This is a genomic window from Limnothrix sp. HT2024 (assembly GCF_059138625.1).
The window spans coordinates 2,096,183-2,121,720 of the sequence record NZ_CM181121.1 but is presented as its reverse complement, the minus strand read 5'-3'; the positions used below and the strand labels follow the sequence as shown (position 1 = coordinate 2,121,720).

Annotated in this window: 23 protein-coding genes, 1 pseudogene and 1 CRISPR repeat array; of the genes and pseudogenes, 16 read left to right on the top strand and 8 right to left on the bottom strand. The window is 56.7% G+C overall.

The genetic code is table 11. From position 1 onward, the window contains the following. Positions 1 to 182: 182 nt before the first annotated feature. Together AC2IAX_RS08420 and AC2IAX_RS08415 are read right to left on the bottom strand one after the other, a co-directional pair. Entirely contained in the window at positions 183 to 1,463 is a 1,281-nt protein-coding gene (locus tag AC2IAX_RS08420) for an HhoA/HhoB/HtrA family serine endopeptidase (protein ID WP_494390150.1), read from the bottom strand. Between the two features lie 282 nt (positions 1,464 to 1,745). Further along, complete coding sequence (locus AC2IAX_RS08415) at positions 1,746 to 2,312, bottom strand: DUF2808 domain-containing protein (RefSeq protein WP_494390149.1); 567 nt, start codon at positions 2,310 to 2,312, stop codon at positions 1,746 to 1,748. Positions 2,313 to 2,611: 299 nt separating this feature from the next. On the opposite strand from AC2IAX_RS08415, the gene AC2IAX_RS08410 reads away from it, so the two are divergent. From AC2IAX_RS08410 to AC2IAX_RS08380, 7 genes are all read left to right on the top strand, one after another. Continuing rightward, positions 2,612 to 2,755: a hypothetical protein gene (locus tag AC2IAX_RS08410; RefSeq protein WP_494390148.1), complete on the top strand. Its 144-nt coding sequence runs from the start codon at positions 2,612 to 2,614 to the stop codon at positions 2,753 to 2,755. Positions 2,756 to 2,894: 139 nt separating this feature from the next. Next, complete coding sequence (locus tag AC2IAX_RS08405; RefSeq protein WP_494390147.1) at positions 2,895 to 3,374, top strand: CRR6 family NdhI maturation factor; 480 nt, start codon at positions 2,895 to 2,897, stop codon at positions 3,372 to 3,374. A gap of 209 nt (positions 3,375 to 3,583) precedes the next feature. Then, a complete protein-coding gene (locus AC2IAX_RS08400) occupies positions 3,584 to 4,594 on the top strand; it encodes a DNA-methyltransferase (RefSeq protein ID WP_494390146.1) in 1,011 nt (336 codons plus the stop codon). 33 nt (positions 4,595 to 4,627) lie between these two features. After that, positions 4,628 to 5,314 (top strand): PaeR7I family type II restriction endonuclease, encoded by a 687-nt coding sequence (locus tag AC2IAX_RS08395; RefSeq protein ID WP_494390145.1) that lies wholly within the window; start codon positions 4,628 to 4,630, stop codon positions 5,312 to 5,314. A gap of 50 nt (positions 5,315 to 5,364) precedes the next feature. Next, positions 5,365 to 5,811 (top strand): D-aminoacyl-tRNA deacylase, encoded by a 447-nt coding sequence (gene dtd, locus AC2IAX_RS08390; protein ID WP_494390144.1) that lies wholly within the window; start codon positions 5,365 to 5,367, stop codon positions 5,809 to 5,811. Between the two features lie 172 nt (positions 5,812 to 5,983). Then, the gene (gene trhO / locus AC2IAX_RS08385; RefSeq protein WP_494390143.1) at positions 5,984 to 6,787 is read left to right on the top strand and encodes an oxygen-dependent tRNA uridine(34) hydroxylase TrhO; all 804 of its coding nucleotides are present in this window, start codon (positions 5,984 to 5,986) and stop codon (positions 6,785 to 6,787) included. Further along, positions 6,784 to 7,278 (top strand): MEKHLA domain-containing protein, encoded by a 495-nt coding sequence (locus AC2IAX_RS08380; RefSeq protein ID WP_494390142.1) that lies wholly within the window; start codon positions 6,784 to 6,786, stop codon positions 7,276 to 7,278. Before trhO ends, AC2IAX_RS08380 begins: the two co-directional genes overlap by 4 nt. 231 nt (positions 7,279 to 7,509) lie before the next feature. Here AC2IAX_RS08380 and AC2IAX_RS08375 read toward each other — a convergent pair whose 3' ends face one another. The 3 genes from AC2IAX_RS08375 to AC2IAX_RS08365 are packed head-to-tail and all read right to left on the bottom strand — an operon-like array spanning position 7,510 to position 8,572. Then, complete coding sequence (locus AC2IAX_RS08375) at positions 7,510 to 7,869, bottom strand: nuclear transport factor 2 family protein (RefSeq protein WP_494390141.1); 360 nt, start codon at positions 7,867 to 7,869, stop codon at positions 7,510 to 7,512. Between the two features lie 45 nt (positions 7,870 to 7,914). Then, positions 7,915 to 8,385 (bottom strand): cupin domain-containing protein, encoded by a 471-nt coding sequence (locus AC2IAX_RS08370; protein ID WP_494390140.1) that lies wholly within the window; start codon positions 8,383 to 8,385, stop codon positions 7,915 to 7,917. A 58-nt stretch (positions 8,386 to 8,443) separates the two neighbouring features. Beyond that, positions 8,444 to 8,572, bottom strand: a complete 129-nt coding sequence (locus AC2IAX_RS08365) for a hypothetical protein (protein WP_494390139.1) — start codon at positions 8,570 to 8,572, stop codon at positions 8,444 to 8,446. 1 nt (position 8,573) lies between these two features. Here AC2IAX_RS08365 and AC2IAX_RS08360 point away from each other — a divergent pair, with 1 nt between their 5' ends. The 4 genes from AC2IAX_RS08360 (at position 8,574) to AC2IAX_RS08345 (ending at position 12,192) form a co-directional block, all read left to right on the top strand. Further along, entirely contained in the window at positions 8,574 to 9,524 is a 951-nt protein-coding gene (locus tag AC2IAX_RS08360) for a lipid kinase (protein ID WP_494390138.1), read from the top strand. A gap of 27 nt (positions 9,525 to 9,551) precedes the next feature. After that, complete coding sequence (locus AC2IAX_RS08355) at positions 9,552 to 10,208, top strand: HAD-IA family hydrolase (protein WP_494390137.1); 657 nt, start codon at positions 9,552 to 9,554, stop codon at positions 10,206 to 10,208. Positions 10,209 to 10,276: 68 nt separating this feature from the next. Further along, positions 10,277 to 11,191 carry a homoserine kinase gene (gene thrB / locus AC2IAX_RS08350; protein WP_494390329.1) on the top strand — a complete coding sequence of 305 codons (915 nt, stop codon included), beginning with the start codon at positions 10,277 to 10,279 and terminating at the stop codon, positions 11,189 to 11,191. A 62-nt stretch (positions 11,192 to 11,253) separates the two neighbouring features. Next, a complete protein-coding gene (locus tag AC2IAX_RS08345) occupies positions 11,254 to 12,192 on the top strand; it encodes a ribokinase (RefSeq protein WP_494390136.1) in 939 nt (312 codons plus the stop codon). A 395-nt stretch (positions 12,193 to 12,587) separates the two neighbouring features. On the opposite strand, the pseudogene AC2IAX_RS08340 reads toward AC2IAX_RS08345, so the two are convergent. After that, positions 12,588 to 12,959: pseudogene (locus tag AC2IAX_RS08340) on the bottom strand (Fur family transcriptional regulator); the annotation flags it as partial. 256 nt (positions 12,960 to 13,215) lie between these two features. Between AC2IAX_RS08340 and purS the strand changes: the two are divergent. From purS to AC2IAX_RS08325, 3 genes are all read left to right on the top strand, one after another. Beyond that, on the top strand, positions 13,216 to 13,470 hold the full coding sequence (purS, locus tag AC2IAX_RS08335; RefSeq protein ID WP_494390135.1) for a phosphoribosylformylglycinamidine synthase subunit PurS: 255 nt from the start codon (positions 13,216 to 13,218) through the stop codon (positions 13,468 to 13,470). A gap of 24 nt (positions 13,471 to 13,494) precedes the next feature. Further along, positions 13,495 to 14,370 (top strand): 4-hydroxybenzoate solanesyltransferase, encoded by an 876-nt coding sequence (locus tag AC2IAX_RS08330; RefSeq protein WP_494390134.1) that lies wholly within the window; start codon positions 13,495 to 13,497, stop codon positions 14,368 to 14,370. Positions 14,371 to 14,453: 83 nt separating this feature from the next. Continuing rightward, positions 14,454 to 17,252, top strand: a complete 2,799-nt coding sequence (locus AC2IAX_RS08325) for a CHAT domain-containing protein (RefSeq protein WP_494390133.1) — start codon at positions 14,454 to 14,456, stop codon at positions 17,250 to 17,252. A 20-nt stretch (positions 17,253 to 17,272) separates the two neighbouring features. Here AC2IAX_RS08325 and AC2IAX_RS08320 read toward each other — a convergent pair whose 3' ends face one another. Then, entirely contained in the window at positions 17,273 to 20,704 is a 3,432-nt protein-coding gene (locus AC2IAX_RS08320; protein WP_494390328.1) for a response regulator, read from the bottom strand. A gap of 612 nt (positions 20,705 to 21,316) precedes the next feature. Further along, entirely contained in the window at positions 21,317 to 23,128 is a 1,812-nt protein-coding gene (gene lepA, locus AC2IAX_RS08315) for a translation elongation factor 4 (protein WP_494390327.1), read from the bottom strand. Positions 23,129 to 23,206: 78 nt separating this feature from the next. Between lepA and AC2IAX_RS08310 the strand changes: the two genes are divergently transcribed. Then, positions 23,207 to 23,341 (top strand): hypothetical protein, encoded by a 135-nt coding sequence (locus AC2IAX_RS08310; protein ID WP_494390132.1) that lies wholly within the window; start codon positions 23,207 to 23,209, stop codon positions 23,339 to 23,341. 192 nt (positions 23,342 to 23,533) lie between these two features. Beyond that, a CRISPR array of direct repeats spans positions 23,534 to 24,513; the repeat unit is 36 nt; unit sequence GTGATCAAACCTCTGATGCCGTAAGGCGTTGAGCAC. A 761-nt stretch (positions 24,514 to 25,274) separates the two neighbouring features. Next, positions 25,275 to 25,481 (top strand): DUF6200 domain-containing protein, encoded by a 207-nt coding sequence (locus tag AC2IAX_RS08305; protein ID WP_099532229.1) that lies wholly within the window; start codon positions 25,275 to 25,277, stop codon positions 25,479 to 25,481. The last annotated feature ends 57 nt before the right edge of the window (positions 25,482 to 25,538 follow it).

The window sequence follows — 25,538 nt, the reverse complement described above, 5'->3', positions numbered from 1 at the left end:
CACTCTCGGCTTTTTAGTGCTAATTTCTGACGGCTGATGGGATGTTTGTTCGCTTGCCAGCTTGTCGAAAACTGGGAGCCATAAAAAGCCAGGGATCGATCGACCCCTGGCAATTCGTTTCTTGAATTGGAACGGACAATCAATTGGTGCAGAAGATGGATGGCAACAATTGGGTTTGCATCCTAGCGATCGTCCGCAAAATCCTGCATTTGTCCAGTGCGTACCGAGAGCTGTTGATTGCCACCCCGATCGCCCCGTCGCACGGTCATGGCCAGGGCTTGACCCACGCGGCTGCGTTCCACCAGTCCTTGCAATTGTTCCGCGCTGGTGACCACCGCGCCATCAATTTGCACAATCACATCACCCCGCCGCAGGCCACCCCGGGCCGCAGGCGAATCGGGAATCACATTCACCACCAACACTCCCGACACTTCCGGCAGCATGATGGCGGCGTTGGGGTCACTGTTGTTTTTGCGGGCCAAGTCGGGAGTCAAGGTGCGCATCTGAATGCCCAGGAACGGATGGGGCACGGCCTGACCCTTTGACAGCAGGGGCAAAATGCTCTTCACCTTGTTGATGGGAATGGCGAACCCAATCCCCATCGCGTCGGCGCGGATGGCGGTGTTGATGCCAATTACCTCGCCCCGATCGTTCAGCAGCGGGCCGCCGGAGTTTCCGGGGTTGATGGCCGCGTCGGTTTGGATGAAGTCTAGGCGCTTGTCGGGAATGCCCACCTGCACGCTCGATCGCTTCAGAGTGCTGACAATGCCCAGGGTGACCGTGTTGTCCAGCCCCAAGGGGTTCCCCACCGCGATCGCCCAGTCGCCCACTTGCACCAAATCCGAATCGCCCAGGGGAGCCACCGGCAACCGTTCATTGCCGGGGCTGATTTTCACCACTGCCAAATCGGTGACCTCATCGGCCCCCAGCACGCGCCCATCAAACTCCCGCCCATCCTTGAGGGTCACGGTTACCCGATCGGCCCGATTCACCACATGGGCATTGGTCAACAACAGACCGTCACTTTCAATGATGAAGCCGGAGCCTTGACCCGCAATCCGTTGGCGCTGTTCCCGGGGCATTTGTCGAAAAAACTCATCCCCAAAGAAACGTTCAAACAGCGGATCGTTAAAAAACGGGTCAACCCGCCGGGTCACGGTGCGTTCCGTGTCAATGCGCACCACAGCCGCGCCCACCCGGTTCACGGCCGCCGTCACAAAACTGTTGCTGCGGGGAGCCGCCACCTCCGCCGGGCGCTGAGCCGTGGCGTTGTCCTCCACCAGGGCAACGGCGGGGGCCATTGGGCCCACCAGGGCGATCGCCCAGAGCAGCACCGCCAGCCCGATCGCCCCGATCGTCCGTTGCCATGACGAGGGTTGCGTTGCCGGTTTCAAGTCTTTCAGTGGTTGTTTCAGTGGGTTTTGTTGATGATTGGCCCCAAGTCCCATAACGCTAAATTCCATTGCGGTTGTTTGGTTCCAAATGTTCCAGATTTTCCAGACGTTCCAAAGGTTCTGGACGCTTTGGGCGTTCCAGGTTTCTTGGCTTCCGGGTTTCTAGGGGTTTTGAGCACAAGCCCCTTGCGAACTGAATGCCAGCCCATACTGAATGCCAGCCCATATAGACATCAAGACATCAGGGGAGCCAGAAAGCGAAATCCGAAACAGACTCGCGCCCGCTTCGGATTCAAAATGGCTGGCAAGGGCGGGGCGCTTGGTTCCCCAGAACCATACCGGAGCCGAACGTTAGGTAATTTGAATCAGCCAGGTGCCGATGTAACGCAGCAAGGGCGTGTCACCGGGGGTCAAAATCCGGCAGTTGAAGTAATACATGCCGCCCATGTCCGGGTTGCGCACATTGCTGAGCACCACCTCAAGCTGCTTACCCGAGGGAATCGGTTCCTTAGGATAAATCTCGATCGTGTAGTTTTCTGGATTCCAAACCACCCGATCTAGCTCAATCTTCTCGCCACCGTTCTTGTACCGCACATCAATGCGATCGGTGTCAAACCGTCCCTTGTAATAGTCGGGATAGTCGATCGCGATTTGGGCGATCGCCAGGTTCTGAGCCGGAATCCGCAGCCGGTAGCGATCCCAGGAGCTTTCACGGCCCCGATCGAGCCGGAAGCTCAGTTGACTTTCGCGACGGGGGCCACCAAAGAGCGTGAATCCCGGCAACTCCTGCGCCACCACCGCCGGCACAACTGCCAGACTGCAACTCAGTGCGGCCAAGGCTGCCAAACCGCGCCGCACCCAACGCTGCGACGGGGTGCGCGGCTGACTCGAAGCCAGGGCAAAAGACTTAAAGGGCATGGATGGTGTCTCCCAATTGGAGCCAAACAAATGGAGCAATGAAGCGGCGATAAACCTTGGACATCGGGAGCCTTCACCGTGAAAAGCTCACCGAGGCAACTCATCGAAAGTCTTCAATCCGGAAGACTCACCGCAGAGGTTGGCCGAGGGAATTGACCGGTGAAACGCTGTCGATCGCTGATGGTGATTGGGACTTGGGCCCCATTTCCACGGGCATCGTTGATGATCACTAAGGCAGCACAAAAATGGCCAAGATTTACCAATTTTCTAAACAAAGCGTATCAAAACTTTGACTGATTGTGGGAGGCGCGATCGCCCTAACCCAGACAGCCCATCAACTGCCCACCATGCCGCCCACCCCCAGTTTTCACTGCCGCCCCGCCGCTGCCCCACCGCTGCCCGCCAGCCCATGGGCCATCAGCTTCTGTTGGGCCAACGATTAGCAGTCCTGTCGCTCCGGTTTGCCAAAAGGGCCCACCCCCACGCGACACTAACGAAAGGCAAATTGCACCAGGGTTGGGCCTCAGTCCGCAACGCTTGCTGTGATTTGACCCCCAGAATTTGCACCGGGAGCCAGATGACATGACCATCACCATTTCGATCGCAGCGGATCATCTCCAAAATCTAGACCTCAGCCCCATCCAACGGGCGATCGAGCCGTTCTTGGCCAGTGGCATTGCCGCCGCCGAACAACAAGTGCAACTCACCATTGATCTGCCCCGCGACCCCACCGATCCCCGCGAGCTGTCGGAAATTCCCGAAGTGCGGCTTTGGTTCCTGCGCACCGATGCGGTTTATCCTTGGTTGCCCTTTGTTTTGGACTGGAAAGCAGGCGAACTGGGTCGCTATGCCGCCATGCTGGTTCCCCACCAATTCCATCCCACCGATGGCATTCAGTTCAACCCCGAAGCCTTGGAACTGTTTGTGATGGGCAAGATTTTTGTATTAGCCGATTGGCTGAAAACCCAAGGAATTGGCACGCGATCGCGGCTTCAGGGCATGGCGCAAATGCTGGGTTATGACCTAGACGAGTCCTTCTTCGACTTGCTGGAATTGAGCTAGGTGTCAATGATGAAAGACCCTAAATTCCTATCCAGACTTCACTGATGAATGAATTAACCAACCCATTCATCATCGAGAAGTAAAGAGTTGAGATTCGTTGAGGTTCATGGAAGCTAATAACAGCCAAATTGAATCCTCATCGAACCCATCTATGCTGTAGCTATTCCGATCGGTTGGATGCCCTTTCATGCCTCATACCCAATTCAGCCATGATCTCTGCTTTGGTCACCAGTCCCTTTAACGCTTTACAAGAGCAACCAGAATTAAATAGCACCTTGCTATCAGCCCTTGGAGACCTGAGTAATATTCAAACTGCTGTTCCCAGAATTGCCAAAAATGCTAGGCTCATGAATCTCATTCAGGAGCAGGTTGCTGACTTGCCCAGCGAGCATCATCTTCATCTGGGTGATGCCAGAACAAGCCTGAACCTTTTACCTGAAAGTGTCCACTTAATCCTAACTTCTCCTCCCTATTGGAACCTAAAGTCCTACAACTCAATTCAAGGACAAATGGGAGAAATCGACGACTATGATCAATTTATTCATGAACTCAATTTAGTTTGGAAACAGTGCTTTCAACTACTCGCCCCCGGGGGGCGATTAATTTGTGTTGTGGGTGATGTTTGCTTATCCCGACGGAAAAATAATGGCCGCCATTCTGTATTTCCTCTTCATGCTTCTATTCAAGAAAGTTGCAGAGCGATTGGCTTCGATAATCTTTCTCCAATTATTTGGCATAAAATTGCTAATGCTTCCCTAGAATCAAAAGGAAACGGCGCGGTTTTTATGGGTAAGCCCTATGAACCTAACGGAATTATCAAGAATGATATTGAATTTATTTTGATGCAGCGTAAGCCAGGGGGATATCGAAAAGTGAACTTAACAACTAAATTGCTGAGTATTATTCCAGAAACAGATCACCGCACTTGGTTTCAACAGATCTGGAGTGACATTCCAGGTGCATCAACACGTCATCATCCTGCTCCCTATCCCCTAGAATTAGCCACAAGACTAATTAAAATGTTCTCGTTTGTGGGTGATGTGGTGCTTGATCCTTTCTCCGGTACAGGAACAACGTCCCTCGCAGCGGCCCAGTGTGGACGCAATAGCATTGGCTATGAAATTGACCCCACATACTTACAACTGTCCTATGACCGTTTAACCCAGCAGTTAACGAGTCTGTTTAGCAAAACTACAGTCATGATGCATTCCGATAGTTAATTACTGAAATCTGAGTGCTCAAAAATAATTGAAATGCAAAATGTACTCGAAGGTCTGGATACCAAACTGGCTGCTGCTGTTCAACGATTCTGGCAAATACGCTCTGAGTCTGCTCAGGCAGTTCGGTCAGGAAAGCACCTTGATGATTTTCGTGAATTAGTTGCTGGCCTTTTAATTGAGGCTGGGGTGGATCAAAGTTGCATTTACTGGAAACAAGATACTGAGCTGCCAGGGTGGTTTCGGGCTGAAAAAAGTTGGGACTTATTAGTGATTATTAATCATCGGCTAGTTGCTGCAATTGAATTTAAATCCCAGGTTGGGTCTTTGGGTAATAACTTTAATAACCGAGCTGAAGAAGCCTTGGGTAGTGCAACTGACCTATGGAATGCTTACGAAAAAGGGGCATTCTATCCTTCACCCCGTCCCTGGTTAGGCTATTTTCTCTTGCTTGAAGATGCTGAAGCTGCGCATCGGAAAATCTCAATCAAGGAACCGCATTTTTCAGTTTTTGAGGAATTTCAAAATGCTTCCTATATTACTCGATATCAGCAACTACTCATCAAGCTGATTCGTTCTCGATTGTATGATTCCGCTTGCTTTTTAACTGCTTCTCAAATGGGAGCAGAAGCAAAAATCTATGATCAGCCAGAGCCTGAATTGACGTTTCGAGGGTTTATGGTTTCGCTACTGGGACGAGTCATTGCAGCACTGGAAACTTAATTTTCATAAGTTTTCAATTCCAGATTTATGAGTTTTGAGATGTGGGCACAATGCGGGTTGTAATTCAGCGGGTGACGGCTTCTAGGGTGGCGATCGGGGGGGAAACCGTTGGGCAAATTGGCCGAGGTTTGAACTTGTTGGTGGCGATCGCCGCGACCGATACGGAGGCGGAGTTGCAGTGGATGGCGCGTAAATGTTTGGATTTGCGGTTGTTTCCCGATCCGGCGGCGGCCAATCCTCGGTTTGATTTGTCGGTCACTGAGATTGGCGGCGAACTGCTGGTGATCAGTCAGTTCACCCTCTATGGCGATGGGCGCAAGGGGCGGCGACCCAGTTTCGATCGCTCTGCTGCGCCCGATCGGGCCGAGGCCCTGTACGATCGCTTTGTGGAATTGTTGCGGGCCAGTGGATTGCGCGTGGAAACCGGCCGGTTTGGCGCAATGATGCAAGTCCACATCGAGAACGATGGCCCGGTGACCTTGATTTTGGATGCTTAGGGGATGTTGTCAAATCGCATGAAGCCCTGATTTTCCCGTTACGTGATCGTTGGGCAGCAAGGGGCTTAAGCCCCTTGTTACAACGGTTGAGGGATGAACAATCAACCATTTCAGCTTCACGCTAGGTAATGACAACAGGTATTAGATCCTGGATTCCTGACGGAGAGAGAAGATGACGGTGGTGGTAGCCGCGCTCTATCAGTTTGTGGCGGTGGATGATTGGGCCGATTGGCGATCGCAGTGGCTCGATCGGGCCGAAACCCTGGGCATTCGCGGCACGTTGCTGCTGGCCCAAGAGGGAATTAACGGCACGATCGCGGGTACTCGCGAGGCGATCGACCAAATGTTGGCGACCCTGCGATCGCACCCGGCCCTCACGGATTTGAGCGCCCGCGAGTCGATCGCTCCGGCCATGCCTTTCCAGCGGCTGAAAATCAAACTGAAGCGGGAAATCGTCACCTTCAACCAACCGGTGGCCCCCACGGAGCGGACGGGAACCCGCGTGGCTCCGAGCGACTGGAACGCGCTGATCGCCGATCCAGAGGTGAAGCTGATCGATACGCGCAACCAGTTTGAAGTGGCGATCGGTTCGTTTCAGGGGGCGATCGACCCGGAAACCCAGACCTTCACGGAATTTCCCGAGGCGGTGGAACGGCTGCTGGATCCCCAGCGCGATCGCAAGGTGGCTATGTTCTGCACGGGCGGCATCCGCTGCGAAAAGGCTTCGGCTTACCTGTTGGCCCAAGGGTTCGAGCAGGTTTATCAACTGGAGGGTGGCATTCTCAATTACTTAGCCACCGTTGACCCGGCGGAAAGCGCCTGGCAGGGCGAATGCTTCGTATTTGACGAGCGGGTGGCGCTGCAACATGGCTTGCAACCGGGGACGTATCAAATGTGCCGCGCTTGTGGTCGGCCGGTCGATCGCGATCTCGACACCTGCCCCCACTGCCAATCCAGTTTGGGAGCGGCCTCGTGAGCGATCGGGCGACTGAAATGATTGAAATTTGGCAAGATCCGGCGGTGGTGCGCCATGTCGATCGCCTCTCGGTGAGTTTTCAGCAGGTAATGGGGCGATCGCTGGGGGATTTACCGGCGGATCTCGACCCGATCGAGCGATCGCGCCGGATTTTTCATGCACCTTTTGTGGTGGTGTCCCACGGCACGGAAGCTGACCCGATTTTTAACTATGCCAACCAACGGGCGATCGAGTTGTGGGAGCTGAGTTGGGCTGAGTTTGTGCAGTTGCCTTCTCGGTTGAGCGCTGAGCCGATCGCCCGAGAAGAGCGCGCCAAAATGTTAGCAGAAGCAGCCGATCGGGGTTACATCAGTAACTATCAAGGGGTGCGAATTTCTAAAACGGGTCGCCGGTTTCGGATCCTCGATGGGCTGATTTGGAACCTAGTCGATGAGGCCGGTCAACCCTACGGTCAAGCTGCCACCTTTGAACAAATTACCCCGATCAATTAATCCAATTTGATCATTCACCATCATGCGAACATTGTAAGGGCAGGTTTCAAGCTATTGGCTCCAACTTAAGACCAAGAGAATATCCGGGTAGGGGCGTACGGCCGTACGCCCCTACAGGGTTGACGGGTTTCAATCGACATTGACTGGGATGATTTTGAACATACTAACTGTTAAGTTGAGGCACATGGTTTGAAACCTACCTCTACCGGGATTATTGATAGTTAGGATGATTCAATTGTTGTAATGGGCGATCACTTGGGTAACTTTGCCCCTGTTATTGAGCTTCATAAACTCGCCCGACTGCGTGCCCTGTTGGTTGATGTAGTAAAGCACCAGGCTTTCAATGCCCCACATCACATCCAACAGCTCAAACTGGAGATTGGGATAGACCTCTAATCCCTTTTGGAAATAGCGACGAAGGGCCGCTTTTCCTTGCACCGTTCCCGTCGGGTCACCCAAGAGCCGAGCCGCGATCGGGGAAATCAACACCACCTCTTCCGCGTAGTGGCTCAAAATGCGATCGAGATCGTGGCTATTCCAAGCCGCCACCCACTCTTGCGCAAATTCCTGGGCCTGGGATTGAGTCAGCATCGGGTTTTTCCTCATTGAGTCGATCGCCTGGAATTTTAGGGGATCTCAATAGGGTTGACCATCTCGATGATAGATAGCCCAAGCACCATCTGCTTGTTGACAAACTTTCAAATCATCGTTCGGATAGGTCACCTCATCACCCGCCGTGCGATCGCCCACTTCCAAATAAACTGCGTCCTCAGTCGATCGATTAATCAGTTGATGGGCGATGCCAGTTCCAGCCTTGAAGCCATAGCAATCGCCAGAATGCAATTCAAATTCCCGATCGCCCACAATCAGGGTGAGCGTTCCCGCCAAAACAAAAATAAATTCATCTTGTTTGGAGTGACAATGGGCAAGAGCCGACGCGGAACCGGGCGCAAGTTCGGTTAAATTCACCCCAAAGTTTGACAATTGAAAATAATCGCCCAATTTTCGCTTTAATCGACCCTTAACCACCGCGTCATAGGGTGATGGATAGATGGTTTGGCCGCGCTGGGCGGGCACATTGTTGGCCGTAATCGGGTTAGGTTCCATGAAGTTGCTGGGCGCGATCGCGCAAGGGATGTGAATCGATCGATTCTCCAGTTTTAGCCTAGAAGTTTAGCGGCCCTTGCTTCACAAAAAATGCCCGATCGCGATCGCCCGGCCCAAACAGTGGGGGCGGCAATGGCACAATAGAAACCGTTAGAAACCGTTTTCCTTTTTTAGATCGCGGGTGCATTATGGACTCCGTTGCTCCTCAGCGGGCCTTGCTGCTAGTGAATTCCAAATCGCGCCGAGGGCGGCAACTGCTCGGCCGGGCGATCGCCATTTTGGATGAAATGGGGTTTGAGCTAATTTTTCGCAGCACTAAGCGATCGAGCGATTTTCGCGATCTAATTCGGCAATATGCCAGCCGGATCGATTGTGTGATTATTGGCGGCGGTGACGGAACCCTGAATGCAGCGCTGCCCGCCTTGATCGAAACCCGGTTGCCCCTCGGCATTTTGCCCCTGGGAACCGCCAACGACCTGGCGCGCACGTTGGCGATTCCGGCAGATTTGAAACAGGCCTGCGCGGTGGTCGCCCAAGGCGTAACCAAGGCGATCGACGTGGGGCAAGTGAACGATCGCTATTTTTTCAATGTGGCCAGTCTGGGGCTAAGTGTCAGCATCACGCGCCAATTGAGCGGGGAAATCAAAAAGCGGTGGGGTGTGTTGGCCTACGCGATCACGGCAATCCAAGCCCTTTGGAAATCGCGTCCTTTTACCGCGAAAATTGAAGTAAACGGCGAACTGCTGACGGTCAAAACCGTGCAAATTGCTGTGGGGAATGGACGCTATTATGGCGGTGGTTTGAGCGTGGCTTGGGATGCATCTATTGATGATCAACGGTTGGATTTATACAGCCTGGAAATTGCCCATTGGTGGCAAATGTTGCCGCTTTTACCTGCGATGCACGCCGGTCGCCTCAATGATTGTGTGAATGTGCGAACGATTGAGGCCACATCCTTAAAAATCACCACCAGTCGCCCCCGATCCATCAACACCGACGGTGAGCTATCGACCACCACACCCGCTGAATTTCGAGTGCTGCCCGCTCAACTGAAGGTTTTTGTGCCAGCGGCGCGATCGAGCAGTACCCAGGCGAATAGTACCCAATCGAATAATGCCCGATCGAACAACTTAGAATGAGAATTCATTCAAGCTGGAGTGAAGCTCATGAATCAAAAAAACTATCCTCGGGTGATTTTTCTCGATGCCGTGGGCACACTATTTGGCGTGGCGGAAAGCGTGGGTCAGCAATATGCCCAAATGGCGAGTCAGCTCTTTGGGTTGCAGTTAGATGATCAAGTCTTAGATCAAGCTTTTTATGATTGCTTTAAGGCAGCGGATCCTTGTGTTTTTCCAGGGGTTGATCGCGATCAATTACCCCACCTGGAATATCAATGGTGGGAAAATCTAGCAGAACAAACGTTTACGCAGGCTGGATTATTTTCCGAAATTCCGGATTTCGCGACCTATTTCGCAGCCCTTTATGATCGCTTTGCCACGGCGGCCCCTTGGTCTGTGTATCCGGAAGTGCATGACACCTTAGCCAATTGGCAGCGGCTGGGCATTGAGCTGGGAATTCTCTCAAATTTCGATACGCGGCTTTATCGCGTGTTGGATGTGTTGGATTTGACGCGCTATTTCAAGAGTTTTACCCTTTCGACGGAAGTGGGAGCCGCCAAGCCCGATCGCGCTGTGTTTGCCGCAGCCTTGGCCCAGCATGGCTGTGAACCGGCGGCCGCTTGGCACATTGGCGACAGCCTGGAGGATGACTACCAAGGGGCCACAGCGGCGGGGCTGCGGGCCCTGTGGCTAAACCGGCGGTAAAGTGTAGTGGCTCTGGGCGCGATCGACCGCAGCCGCGATCGTCGCCCGCCGATTGCCATTCTTTAGCCATGACCTCCTTGAACGCCGTTACCGTCACCGTTCCTGCCACCACCGCCAACTTGGGCCCCGGCTTCGACTGTTTGGGGGCTTCGTTGGCGTTGTACAACGAATTTCGCTTCACCCGAATTGAGTCGGGCCTAGAAATTATCCCCACCGGCACGGAGGCGGATCGCGTCTCGCGGGATGAAACCAACCTGGTTTACCGTTCCTATGCCAAGGTGTTTGAACTGGCGCAGGAAACGCCCTATCCGGTGCGGATTGAGATTGGCTTGGGTGTGCCCTTGGCCCGGGGACTGGGCAGCTCGGCCACGGCAATCGCGGCGGGCATTGCTGGCGCAAACTATTTGTTAGGGGGGGCGCTGTCACCGGCCCAGGTGTTGGCCCTGGCGATCGAAACGGAGGGCCATCCCGATAACATTGTGCCGGCCCTGTTGGGGGGCTGTCGCTTGGCGGCCGATCGCGAAGGGATTTGGACCCAATGCGAAGTGCCCTGGCATTCCTCAATTCAACCGGTGATCGCGGTTCCCAACTTTGAGCTATCCACCGAAGCGGCTCGCAGCGTGTTGCCCCCCAGCTATTCCCGGGCCGATGCCATTTTCAATGCGGCTCACTTAGGTCTCTTGTTGCGGGGCATCAACGAAGGGCGCGGCGATTGGCTGACCACCGCCATGCAGGATCGGATCCACCAACCCTATCGGATGACCCTGATTCCCGGTTTTGAGGCGGTACGGCAGGCGGCGATCGAGGCGGGAGCCTATGAATTAGTGATTAGTGGTGCGGGGCCAACCCTGCTGGCCCTGGCCCACCGAGACAAGGCGGCGGCCGTGGGTGAAGCCATGCAAACGGCTTGGACGGCGACGGGCATTGGAGCCGTAGCGGGGCCGGTGGAGTTGGATGTGTATGGAACCCGAGTCCAGCCGTAAACTGGCCCCAAATCGGGGGAATTTGCCCATGGAATTTCCCGGTTATCCATCAGGGGCAGACTATGGCACAGGTTTGGGTTTTGGGGAGCATCAATGCCGATCGCACGGTGACAGTGGCCCAGTTGCCACGGCCGGGAGAAACGGTGCTGGCGGGGGCGATCGGGGAGGCCAGCGGCGGCAAAGGGGCAAATCAGGCCGTTGCGGCGGCCAAGTTGGGGGTGGCCACGGCCCTGATTGGCCGCGTGGGTGAAGACGCGATCGGGGAAATCCTGTTACAAGATCTGCAAACCAGCGGGGTTGATATCAGTCGGGTGGCGATCGACTCCTTGGCCCCCACAGGCCAGGCCTGGATTGCGGTGGATGGCCGGGGCCAAAACCAAATCATCGTGCTGCCCGGGGCGAACCAGGCGGTGGGCGGCGCTGAGGTCGATCGCCTCCAACGCTCCTTGGGCAGTGCCCCACGCCCGATCGCCCTGTTGCTGCAACTGGAAGTGCCCTTGGCGGCCGTGGTGGCCGCGGCCCAAGCGGGCCAAGCGGCCGGGGCGATCGTCCTTTTGGATCCGGCCCCGGCTCCCGAGCACCTCCCCCCGGAACTGTGGGCCGCGATCGATTGGATCACCCCCAACGCCACGGAAGCGGCCCAACTGGTGGGCTTCCCGGTGCAAACCCCCGAGGATGCGGCCCGCGCGGCTACCAGGCTCCAGGAGTTGGGAGCCAAGGGGGCCATTGTGACCTTGGGCGAGCAGGGGGCTTGGGTGGCTGGGCCGACGGATTGTTTTTGGCAACCGGCCTTCCCGGTCAGGGCGATCGACGCTGTGGCGGCGGGGGATGGGTTCAATGGAGCGCTGGCGGCGGCGTTGGTGGCGGGGCAACCCCTCCCGGAGGCCGTGCGGCGGGCGGCGGCGGCGGGCGCACTCACAACCACCCGATCGGGGGCCCAATCCGCCCTGCCCAATGCCGGAGAGCTGACGGCTTTTCTGGCCCAAAACGCATCAAATTAATTCCGGTTAATTCCGAGCATCTAGACCTGAGAAGCTGTCTCCACGACCAAAACTGCTATGCAACTGGCCCGATCGATCCACGAAGCCAAGGGGCTTCAGCCCCTTGCCCCAACGACGATGGGTGCTTGACCTGTGCCAAAAAGTCCTTTTTCGGCATCCGCTCAGCCCCGCGCTTAGCCGGCCCCAAGATCGAAGCGATCGCCCAAAGAACTGAGTCGCACCGAGCTAGGTTCGTCTGTCAAGGAAGTGGGATGGCAGGCACAATCCACCGTGGGCAAGTTTGGTTCTGGGTGACTTTCTGGGTGACCTTCTGGGCGATTCTCTGGGTGATTGGTGCGATCGCCATGGGCCGAATCACCACTAACTCGATCGCCCGTTCCCTCCTCCCGCGCACTACAGCGATCGCACAGGCCGTAAAACTCCAACGTGTGATAAAACACCCGAAACCGATGCTCCCTGCTCAATCGCTGGGTCAAATCCTGCACGGGACATTCATGGATCGGTTGCGATCGCCCACATTGGATGCAGTTCAAGTGGTGGCGATCTTTTTTGATAAAGCTGTAGAGCGATTCACCGCTGGCCAACATCCGCACCTGCACCGCCCCATTCAGCTTCAGGGTTTCCAGGGCCCGATAAACCGTGGCTAGCCCCATGCCTTGCCCCACATCGCGCAGTTTGATGTAGAGCGCCTGGGCGGAAATTTCGCCTTCAATGGTTTGCAGCACCTGCAAAACACGCTCTTGGTTTCGGGTCAGGGGTCGTTTCATGGCGATCTCAGACCCCGAAGAATGCTGGCTCGATCGGGGTGGTTCTGTTCCTATTCAATCAGGTTTTTCAGCCGGTTCCTGGCGGAATCTGGCTCCCGGGGGAACTCCCAGCGCCGGGCCGCTGGAACCGGCCCCCCTCGCCTTAAGATAGTGTCTTGATCGTTGGATTGCCGTGGTTGCTCAATCCCAACCCAAACGTTAGCATCACCCTTGGTTCCCCAACTCGATCGTCGCCATCCCAGAGGTTTCTAGCCCCGTGAGTACCCAGCAATATCGCGCCAAAATCCACGTTACCTTGCGTCCCTCGGTGCTCGATCCGGCCGGTGTGGCGGTGCAGTCCGGCCTGAAGCAGTTGGGCTATGAAGGGGTGGATTCCGTGCGCATTGGCAAATACATTGAGCTGACCGTGGCGGCGACGGATCCAGATGCGGCCCGCAGCCAAGTGGATGAAATGTGCGATCGCCTGTTGGCCAACCCCACCATCGAAAACTACTCGATCGAAATTGCCTAAACGCACCCATCCCCACATTCACCCATGGGCAACCTTCAGCAAACAGGGCGGGCGATCGTGCGGTTGCTGCGCTGGGACAAACCGGCGGGGCGGCTGATTCTGCTGATTCCGGCCCTGTGGGCTTTGGTGTTGGCCAGTGATGGCCGGCCCCATCCCCTGTTGGTGCTGGTGGTGGTGGTGGGTACGATCGCCACCAGTGCCGCCGGTTGTGTGGTGAATGACCTGTGGGATCGCAACATTGACCCCAAGGTGGAACGCACCAAACAACGGCCCCTGGCCGCCCGATCGCTCTCGGTGAAAGTGGGTGTGGGGGTGATGTTGGTGGCGGCCCTCTGTGCGGCCGGGCTGTTGCCCTTTTTGAATGGTTTAAGCGTGCTGCTTTGCGTGGCGGCCGTGCCGGTAATTGCGCTCTATCCGGCGGCCAAGCGGGTGTTTCCGGTTCCGCAACTGGTGCTGGCGATCGCCTGGGGGTTTGCGGTGCTGATTCCTTGGAGCGCGGCGATCAACCCGCCCAGTTTGGACTTGCCGGCCTGGTTGCTCTGGGGCGCGGTGGTGCTCTGGACGCTGGGCTTTGATACGGTCTATGCCTTGGCCGATCGGGAGGATGATCGCCGGTTGGGCATCCATTCCAGCGCCCTCTTCTTTGGCGATTTGGCTCCCCAGGCGATCGGGGCATTTTATGCGGGCACGGCTCTGTTGTTGGCCTACACGGCTTTGGCTCTGGAGCTAAACATTGGGTTTTGGCTCACCCTGTTCGGGGCGATCGGCCTTTGGGTGCGGCAATACCTGCGCCTGAGCGATCGACAACTATCCCGGGCGGCCTACGGCAAAATGTTCGCGGAAAACGTGACGATCGGCTTTGTGCTGTTGGCCGGAATGCTGGTCGGCTGCTGGTTCTAAACATTTCCCGTCGTTTACAGGCTGGGTGGGATGTCAAACAGCCCTGCCGGATGGCGTTCCAGACGAGGCGATCTAGATTGGAAATGCTGGTTGGGAAAAACACCATGGGCGATCGCGCGAGATGGGGACTGCTGGCGGTGCTGGTGGGCTGCGGGCTGGGGATGGCGATCGAACCGGCGATCGCCCAGGACTATCGATCTTCCCAAGGGCTAGTGAATTTTGCCGATTGGTGTCGGCAGCGCGATCGACTGGATCCGGCGGCGCGGCATACGGTGGGAGCTTTGTTGCGGGTGGCTAAAACCCAGGATTGTGAGCAGGCTTGGCGAAATTTGGCGGCCCTGCCGGTGTTGGATTTGTCCAACCAAAATATTCAGGATGTCAGCCCGATCGCGGCCTTCAACCATTGGCGGGCCCTGTCGCTGCCGGGGAACCAAATTCGGGATTTGCGACCCTTGGCGGGGATGTCGTCCTTGCGCCAATTGATTTTGGGGTTTAACCAGGTGCAGGATCTCTCGCCCCTGAAAGACCTGAACCAGTTGGAAATGTTGGATCTGACCCGCAATCAGATCACCGCTTTGCCCCAGGAGCCGGGGTTGGCGCGGTTGCGATCGCTGATTTTGTTGGGTAACCCCCTGCGGCAACATACCTGCCCCTTTCGGCCGATTACGATTTGTCTGTTTGATGATCCGGGGGCCCCGTTGACGGCGCGGGCCCAGGCGGCGATCGACCAGGGCAATTGGCCCGAGGCGATCGCCCAGCTACAGCAGGCCCGCGACCAATATCAGGCACTGGGCGATCGCTCGCGGCTCGCCAAAACCCAAGTGCAGTTGGGCAATGTGTATTTGCAATTGGGGGAATTTGCCCGGGCTTTGGAGGTGCAGCAGGCGGCCCATGGGGTGATTGCGGAAACGGGCGATCGGCCCACGATCGGGCTGGTGATGGCGAGTTTGACGGAAACCTATGAGCGTTTGGGCCAATATCACCAGGCGGAGGCTTGGCTCGATCGGGCGATCGCCAATGCGGCTGAACAGGCCACCGCCGCGATTCCCCTGGATGGGGGGCTGTATGAACTGCCCAAACAACAGGGCTATTTAGCGGCTTGGTTATCCCAAGTGCAGTTGCGCCAGGGCAAGGCGGCCCAAGCGGTGGTTATCGCCCAGCAAGGGGTGCAATTTTATAACCTGCTACCGGAGGATTATCCCGGCAAAGCAGTGGGGATGACCAAGGCTCAGTTGATGTTGGGAGAGGCGTTGCGGGCGGTGGGTCGCCGCGCGGAGGCCCGCAACGCCCTGGAGCAGGTGCGACAGTTGGCCCAAACCCACGGCGATCGGCCCGGTGAGGCCCAGGCTTGGGAACAGTTGGCCCTGTTGGCCAATGATGCGGGCGATCGCGAGCAAGCAAGGGCTAATTTCGAGGCCGCCTTGGCCATCCATCGCGCCACGGGGGCCCGGGCCGAGGAGGGGCGGTTGTTAACCCGTTTGGGAGAGTTTTATTTGGGGCAGGGGGCGGCTCCTCGGGCGATCGACCATCTGTTTCAGGCGATCGAGCGGTGGGAATCGGTGCGGCCAGGCCTGAGCGATGACAACAAAATTGCCCTCGCCGACACCCAAGCCCAAACCTATCGCCTGTTGCAAGAGGCCTTGATTGCCCAAGGTCAGGCGGGGCAAGCCTTGGAGGTGGCGGAACGGGCCCGGGCCCGGGCCTTTGTGGAGCTGTTGGCTGCCCGATCGGGCCATTTGGCGAACCAACCCAACCCAGCGGCTAGCCCACCGCCCACCCTCAGCCAAATTCAGCAGTTAGCGCGCGATCGCCGCTTAACCTTGGTGGAATACACGATCGGCCAGCGATCGCTCCACATTTGGGTGGTGAATCCCCAAGGAGATGTGACCCTCCGCACGGTGTCTGTGGCGGGAGCCTCGGCCGAAGCCACCCTGGCCGCCCAAATTCAAGAGCTGCGGCGAACCCTGCCCCAAGGGCAACTGTTGGCGGCAGAGTTGCGCCGTCAACTGAACGGGTTGCATCGGCAATTGATCGCCCCGATCGCGGACTTGTTGCCCACGGATCCCCAGGAACCGGTGGCGATCGTGCCCCAAGGGCTGCTGTTTTTAGTGCCCTTTGCCGCCCTGCAAGCGGACGATGGGCAGATGCTCATCGATCGCCACAGTTTGTTTCTCACCCCCGCGATCGATGTGTTGCGGTTGCAATTTGCGGAAAATCCGCCCGATCGCCCCCTAGTTTCCGATGTGGTGGTGGGGATCGATCGCGCGGCCCTGGTGGTGGGCAATCCGGTGATGCCCGCCGTGCCCCCCGTTTGGGGAGCGGCCCCCAGCCCCCTGAGCAACTTACCCGGGGCCGAATCGGAAGCGCGCCAAGTGGCCCAACTGCTTCAGGTCAAGCCGCTGTTGGGGGCCCAGGCCACCAAGGGCGAGATTCTGAATCGAATTACCCAGGCGCGTCGAATTCACCTAGCCACCCATGGGTTATTAGATGACTTGGGTAATTCGGGAATGCCGGGGGCGATCGCCCTTGCACCGGCTGCCGGTGATGACGGCCTGCTCAGTGCCGGTGAAATTATGGAATTGCGGTTGGCGGCGGAGCTGGTGGTGCTCAGTGCCTGTGATACGGGCCGCGGCCGGATTACCGGTGATGGGGTGTTGGGGTTGTCCCGTTCTTTCTTGGCGGCGGGAGCTGATCGGGTGGTGGTGACCCTTTGGAAAATTCCTGATCAACCCACCGCGATCCTGATGGGCTATTTTTACGCAGCCCTTCAGCAGGGTCGTTCGCCCGTGGCGGCCCTGCGCCAAGCCATGATCCAAACCCGCGATCGCTACCCCAACCCGTTCCAGTGGGCTGCTTTCACGGCCGTGGGTCGGCCCGACTGAGGATTGAGAATGGGCCCGCCCTAGCCTTCCAGGTTGAGATTGACCGAGAAGGTCAACACCGTTTCATCAACGCCCTTCAGTTCCAGGGGCCCCACTTTTTCGATGTCGTTTTCATCCAAATAGTCCGCCACGGCCGCCGACACCAAAACCGTGCCCGGTCGGGCCGCCTGCTGAATTCGGGAAGCGATGTTCACGCAGGGGCCAATGGCCGTGTAGTCCGATCGCTCCGCACTGCCGAACATGCCCACCACGGCCGTGCCCTGATGAATGCCGCAGCGGAACCGAACGGGGGGAATGGCCTGCTCGCCCCAAACCTGATTCAGTTGGTGCAGTCGTTCGGACATTTGGCGCGCGGTACGCACGGCCCGCTGCACCTGCTCGTTGGGGGTGGCTTCCTCGGGCGCACCGAACAGCACCAAAATCGCATCGCCCATGAACTTGTCGATCGTGCCGCCGTTGGCAAAGGCAATGTGGGTCATTTCCGACAGGTATTCATTCAGCAGCTCGGCCACCTTGCGCGATCGCACCGTGTTCGAGAGCTGCGTGAAGCCCACAATATCGCTGAACAGCACCGTAATCAGCCGAGGCTCCGGTTGCAGATCCAACATCAACTCGCCCGCGGCCGCCTTGGTAACCAACGATCCCGGCAAAAAGCGCCGCAACACCGATTCGGTCAGGTAGGCGTTGAGTTCCGAAACCTTGCGCTCATTGGCCTTCAAGGCGATCAGATTATGGACTTCCGCCAACAATTCCCGATCGTCAAAGGGCTTGGCCAGATAAGCATCTGCGCCGATTTCCACCCCTTCAACCCGGGTGTCGGCATCGGCTTTGGCCGTCAACAAGATAATGGGCGTGCCTTGGAGGGCTTTGTCTTGGCGGACTTGCCGAATTAGGTCTAACCCGGAAACCCCCGGCATCATCAGATCGGTCAGGATCAGATGGGGCTGGTATTGTTCGGCGGCGGCGATCCCTTCGGCTCCGTTGCGGGCCACAATCACCCCGTATTGATTCCGGCGCAAAATGCTGCTGACATAGCTCCGCAGATCGGGGTTGTCGTCCACCACCAGCACCAACGGTCGATCGCCCAAGTCCTGCGGTTCTGGATCCGGCAAGGGATCGTTGGCGTGGGTGGCGGCATCATGCTCCAGCAATTCGGCGGCCAGGTCTGCCAGCTCGATCGCGGCGCGGCTGCCTTCGATCGCCACCGGTTGCTCGATCGTCCGATCGGGCGGCAAGTGGGTGGAACCCCGGTCTAACCAAACGGAGAACGTTGCCCCCTGGCCATAGTCCGACTCCACCGTCACCCGCCCGCCATGGAGTTCCACCAACTCCTTCACCAGGGCCAGGCCCAGACCCGTGCCCTCGTAACCCCGACTCACGGAACCTTCGGCCTGGCGGAACCGTTCAAAGAGGTGGGGAATTTGGTCGGCCCGAATCCCGATTCCCGTGTCGCTCACTTGCAGCAGATAATGCTGCCCCGTGGCTTCCACCGTGACCGTAATCGTTCCGCCGCGCGGCGTGAACTTCATGGCATTGGAGAGCAGGTTATAGAGCACCTTATCGAAGCGCTCGCTGTCCAAATAGGTATCGGGGCAGGGGGTGAGGTTGGCCACCAGGGCGATCCCCTTGCGATCGCAGTAGGGGCGGAAGGATTCCAAAATGTAGCGGGCAAACTCCGCCAAATCGCAGGGGCGGAAGGTGGGCTGCATTCGGCCCGCATCCACCCGCTGCAAGTCCAGCAGTTGATTCACCAACCGCAACAGCCGCCGCGAGTTCCGTAGGGCCACATCGGCCTGCTCGTAGGGCAAGCCTTGTTTTTGATTCACCGCCGCTTCCAGGGGCCCAATCATCAGGGTCAGGGGCGTGCGGAACTCGTGGGAGATGTTTTGGAAAAATTCGGTCTTTTGCCGATCGAGCGCCAGCAGTTGTTCCGCCTGTTGGCGAGTGGTTTGGTATAGGCGCGACTGTTGCACCGCGATCGCCGCTTGGACGGCCACCGCCTGCACCAGCTTGATTTCCGTCCGTTTCCAGGGGCGGGGGCTGGCCTGGCGCAGGGAAATGCTGCCGATGATGTTCCCTTCTGAGAGCAGGGGAACCACCAACAGGGCCCGGGCCTGCTGTTTCAGGGGCAAGCTGGCGGAGAGGCTGCTTTCGTGCAGATCATCAAGGGCGATCGGCTGTTGGGTGTCGATCAGTTGTTGCAGAACGGGGTTGCTGACGATCGGGGCGATCGAGCGGGGCAGGGGTTCATGTTGCCGGGCCGCCGCCACCGGATCCACCTGCTGGGGACTCCAGGACCAATCGTGATGATCGCCGCCCAAGGGCGAGGCCTCATCAAACCCCACACACTGCACATACTCATCGTCCTTGGTCCAAAGGGAGAGGGCGCAACCGTCGGATTTCAGGGCCTGGCGTAGCTGCTGGGTGATGGTGGCAAAGATGGTTTTCGGTTCCAGGCTTGATCGAATGGCCGTGGCGATCGCGTTCACCAGGGCTTCGCGATCGGCCAGGGCCCGCACCCGATCGTAGGCCCGCGCCTGGGCCAGGGCCAAAGCCGCCTGATCCGCCACGGCCACGGCCAACTGCAGATCTTCCTCGCTCCAGGGCTGCACCGTTTCGCAGCGATGGAGGGCCATCACGGCCAGGGCTTCCCCGCGATAGACCATGGGCACGATCGCGCTCGATCGAATGCCCAACCGCTCAAAGGCCGATTGCCGCCCTTGCCAAACCGGTTCCGAAGTTTGCAGCCGCTGATCCGTGGCCGCATCGTCCACCGACGTGGCCGACTCCACCAGCCAAACCGTTTCCCGCAAACTTTCAAAAATCGTTTCGATCGACTGCTGAGTCACCACCGTGGGATCGCTCGACCAATGGACAAACTGTTCATGGGTCAGGTGGCCATCTTCCACGGGCCGCAACAAACAGCAGTTTGACTGCAAGGCCTGGCCCACCGCCTCCACGATCGTTTGCAGCATTGTGCGCGAGTCCAGGACACTGCGCACCGTGGTGGAGACCTCGTTCAGCAACGACTCCCGCCGCAGGGCCTGGCGCAACTCCCAGGTGCGCGATCGCAACACATTGTGGGTTTCCACCGCCTTGCGCACCGAGGCTTTCAAATCCTCGTCGTCCCAAGGCTTCGTGACGTACTTGAACACCTTGCCGGAGTTGATGGCCTCCACCAGGTCATCCACATCCGTGTAGCCGGTGACAATAATCCGCATCACGTCCGGATATTGCTCGGCCGTCAAACTCAAAAATTCCGTCCCACTCATCAGCGGCATTCGCTGATCCGAGATGATGACGGCCACGTTGGGATCTTTGGCTAAGATGTCCAGGGCTTCTGGGCCATTGTTGGCCCGCAAAACCTGGAACTCTCGATGCAGTGTTCGGTAGAGCAAATCGAGAATATCGGCTTCGTCGTCAATGACCAGAACTGTGGGCTTGGTCATCATGGGGCTTGCCCCCCAGCCCCGATCGGGTTGCAACCCAGGCTGTGGTGCTGGAGAAACTGCGGGCCAAGTTGCCGTTGGGAGTGAAGAAGCATCCATTGTGGGAGCAAAGAGCCGGCCATAGCGCCCTAGCGCGGGATGATGGGGAGTTGAAATGCCAAAGGGCAACGAACAACTGGTCGATCGCTTCAGCCAACGAATGGTAAGGGTTTAGGGCATTGGCGACTGCGAATTTTCAGAACAGGTTACCCAGGGACTGATGCCGGATGGAGTAGGACTCAGACCACCGATCAGGCCCTTGGCGAATTTTGATGACCTATTGTAGTTCGGAGCGCCGCTGACTGGCTTCCTTCCCACTCGGCCTCGATCGGCTTTGTTCCGTTACCCAGTAAGGACTCAATGTTCCTTACGCCCTTTGCGGAACGAACTCCGGATGCGACTGTGGGAGGTTCACCGGGCGCAGGGAGATGGTGAGTCCCGATCGCCCTTCAAAAGTCCCCGAAAACAGCCCTTAACCCCCACTGATCCGAAAGTTACGCCGGAATGCACCCTAAATTCTCAAGCTTTGAACCATCTTGCAAGGGGTTGGCTCCCATGGGCCCCGGGTCGATCGCCCTATTCCCGATCGATTTTTAACACGGCCATGAACGCCGACTGGGGCACATCCACCGTGCCGATCGCCTTCATCCGCTTTTTCCCTTCCGCTTGCTTCTTCAGCAATTTCTTCTTCCGGGAAATATCACCGCCATAGCACTTGGCCAACACATCCTTGCGCAGGGCAGGGATCGCTTCACTGGCCACGACCCGTGAGCCGATCGTAGCTTGAATCGGCACTTTGAACTGATGGCGCGGGATCAGCTCCTTCAGCTTTTCCACCAGGGCCCGGCCCACGTAGTAGGCCTTATCCCGGTGGACGATCGCGGAGAGGGAATCCACCCGATCGCCATTAATCAGCACATCCAGCCGCACCAGCGGATTTTCCCGGTAGCCAATCAGCGAATATTCCATGCTGGCATAACCGCGCGATCGGGACTTCATTTGATCAAAAAAGTCTGTTACTACCTCCGCCAGCGGAATTTCATAGATCAACGTTGTCCGGCCCTGGGTCAGGTAGCGCATATCCACAAACACCCCGCGCCGCGTTTGCGATAGCTCCATCAACGTCCCGACAAAGCTTTCGGGCGTGATCATCTCCACCTTTACGTAGGGTTCTTCGATGGTTTCGCGATATTGCGGCTCCGGCAACTCGCTGGGATTGTCAATCATCACCACCTCACCATCAATCTTGGTGACGCGGTAAACCACCGAAGGCGCGGTGGCGATCAAGTCCAGGTTATATTCCCGCTCCAGCCGCTCTTGCACAATTTCCATGTGCAGCAGCCCCAGGAAGCCACAGCGGAAGCCAAACCCCATGGCGCTGGAGGTTTCTGGCTCGTAGCTGAGGGCCGCATCGTTCAAACGCAGGCGATCGAGCGCTTCTCGCAGTTCCCCAAACTGGTCGGAATCCGTCGGAAACAGCCCACAAAACACCATCGGCTTGGCTTCCGTGTAGCCGGGCCAAGGTTCCGTCGCCGGTTTGCTGACCAGGGTGATCGTGTCGCCGACCCGCGCATCGCCCACGGCCTTAATCGAAGCGGCCAAGTAGCCCACTTCGCCCGCGTGCAGCTCACCGATCGGGCATTGATTGGGAGCCAACACGCCCAATTCATCAATTTCGTACTCTTTCCCGGAGGCCATCAGGCGCACTTTGTCGCCTTTTTTCACCCGGCCATCCATGACGCGGAAATACACAATCACACCCCGATAGCTGTCGTAATAGCTATCAAAAATCAACGCCCGCAGGGGTTTGTCTACGGTGTCCGCTGGCGGGGGCACTTTTTGGACGATCGCTTCCAAAATCTCGCGGATGCCGATCCCTTCCTTGGCTGAAGCGTGAATCGCATCGCTGCAATCGAGGCCGATCGTGTCTTCAATTTCGCCGGCCACCCGATCGGGTTCTGCGCCGGGCAGGTCGATCTTGTTCAAGACCGGCACAATTTCCAAATTATTTTCCAAGGCCAAATAAACGTTGGCCAAGGTTTGGGCTTCCACCCCTTGGGACGCATCCACCACCAGCAGGGCCCCTTCGCAAGCGGCCAAGCTGCGGGACACTTCATAGGAAAAGTCCACGTGACCGGGTGTATCGATCAGGTTGATCACGTAGTCGTTGCCGTCTTTGGCCCGGTAGTTCATCCGCGCCGCTTGCAATTTGATGGTGATTCCCCGTTCCCGTTCTAGTTCCATGTTGTCGAGGAACTGTTCTTTCATGTCGCGCGCGGCCACTGTGCCCGTATCTTGCAGCAGGCGATCGGCCAGGGTCGATTTACCGTGGTCAATGTGCGCCACGATCGAGAAGTTACGGATGCGCGAAACGGGAACGTCGGTCATAGGAGCGGAACGGTAGGGCAAACGGGGAAAGGAAGCCAACCGCATTGTAACGAATTCCATAGCGCCTAATTCGCCTGGGTGCTCTGGATTGTTTGGGGCCAATGGGGCGATCGCCTTTTGGGGATGGGTGGCGATCGGGTGGGGGCGTTGCCCAAAAACAAGCACCTGGGGCGGGGGCGGCGGGGCGAGGGTCTGCAAGGGCGAAAAGGCTGATGGGGGCTTGGTTTGGTGATTTTTGGGGGATTTGGAGATGCTTGTAAGTGGCTGAAAGGGAGATGGGGCAAGGGTTGGGCGATCGGCAAACGGTTGATCGGGGGTGATTTTTTGGCAGATGCGGGGCGATCGGCTAAGATGCTTGTAAGGTTCCATTTCGGCGCTTGTCCCGTAAGGGTTTCAGGCGGCGGGGTGATCAAACCTCTGATGCCGTAAGGCGTTGAGCACAACGCAGAGCAGATCCGAGCAACGTTGTTGCGGGCCGGTGATCAAACCTCTGATGCCGTAAGGCGTTGAGCACTTAAGGGATTCAGTCAGGAAGATCAGGACATCCTATTAGTGATCAAACCTCTGATGCCGTAAGGCGTTGAGCACAATGGAGGCAGCAAATCCCCGCCGTGCATCTAAAGTGATCAAACCTCTGATGCCGTAAGGCGTTGAGCACATCCAGGTAGAACTTGTTTAATTTCTCGATGTCAAGTGATCAAACCTCTGATGCCGTAAGGCGTTGAGCACGCGTAACCGTCCCAACAATCCCAACAATCCCCATGTGATCAAACCTCTGATGCCGTAAGGCGTTGAGCACGCGGGCCCGTCGTAGGGGCTTTCCGAAACCACAAGTGATCAAACCTCTGATGCCGTAAGGCGTTGAGCACGGTTAAAACGGTTGGCTGTCCAGCACCACCAACTACACGTGATCAAACCTCTGATGCCGTAAGGCGTTGAGCACTTTGTTGCCAACGGGGGCAATTGGATCGCGCAAGGGTGATCAAACCTCTGATGCCGTAAGGCGTTGAGCACCAGGGCGTGATTCCGCTGTTGCAGGCGGCGGGCGTGGTGATGTGATCAAACCTCTGATGCCGTAAGGCGTTGAGCACCGTTTACGGCGCGATCTCAAATGCGATCGCCCTAGTCAGTGATCAAACCTCTGATGCCGTAAGGCGTTGAGCACGAATTTATTCGGGCTTGTGCAACCGACCTGTTGAATGTGATCAAACCTCTGATGCCGTAAGGCGTTGAGCACGGTCACCGTGACTGGCAATTGCTCCAGGCTCAACAGCGGTGATCAAACCTCTGATGCCGTAAGGCGTTGAGCACGACGTGTCCAGCCCCTCGTCGGGCAAATCAGCCGCCCAGTGATCAAACCTCTGATGCCGTAAGGCGTTGAGCACAGCACAGCAAAACACTCGTTTCAGTCCTGTTCCAAACCTTCCAATCCCGTGAGGTGGTGAGTCTGTCATCAGATTCGCCACCTCACCTTTTTAATTGCCTCCACCTCCTTCAAATCCTTTCGCATCAGTAGAAACCCGTACTCCCCAAAATCGGAGCTTTAACCCGCCGATTCATACCTGGCTTACTCTCCGCCGCTCTCCGCCTCCGCTTCGTCACCCCCCGATCGCCTGTGATCTGTCACCACGTCACCAATTGACTCAGAGAACGCCCATCTTTCGCGTTCATTAGAGAGCGGAAATCAGCCGAAAGATTATCTTTGTATTTTTGTCTATTCCTCAATTCTGAAGCCTATTCCGTAACCTTCATCTGGAAAGCCTTGTCCCAATCGATCGACGGCGGTTGGCTGTCTCTTGGGTTTAATGAAACTAATTAGGAAAGCTTGCGGCAATCATAGGTTGCTGAAATATTTGATTGCTTTGCATTCATATTGTTTTTATGTGCTTAACGATACCTAAAGACAGGAAAATCGAGATTTTTCAAGTATAAAAACATTCATCAAACGCTAAGAACGATCAAATGTGCAAAGACTGAAAAATTGTATATTTGAATACGGTTTAAGATAAAATTAAAGAATTTCAAAAACTTGTAAAAAAATAATTCATGGTGACTTTTCCAAAAAAATTGGAGTACACTACCTGGGGAGTGCAGGCGTGCAAATACAGAGCGTCGCCGACCGTTAGCAACGTAAACAGTGACAGTCATGGGAAATAGCACAAAGTCCTCGAAATTTCCGATTGTTATTGAAATGGAGCCACAGGCAAACTCTGACATCGAAGAATTGGTGAACTCCGGCAAAGGTCTCATTTGTGACAACGTGTCCGTTGCCCTAGAACAACTGAAAGCCCAAGGAATTTTGCCCGAAAGCGTCATCCCCGTATTTGTTGTTGTTGCATCCTCCGACGACTAGTGAAGAACTGATGTGCAATCATCCCCAAAGGCCGCTGAGCTGAAGCTTGAGCTGAAG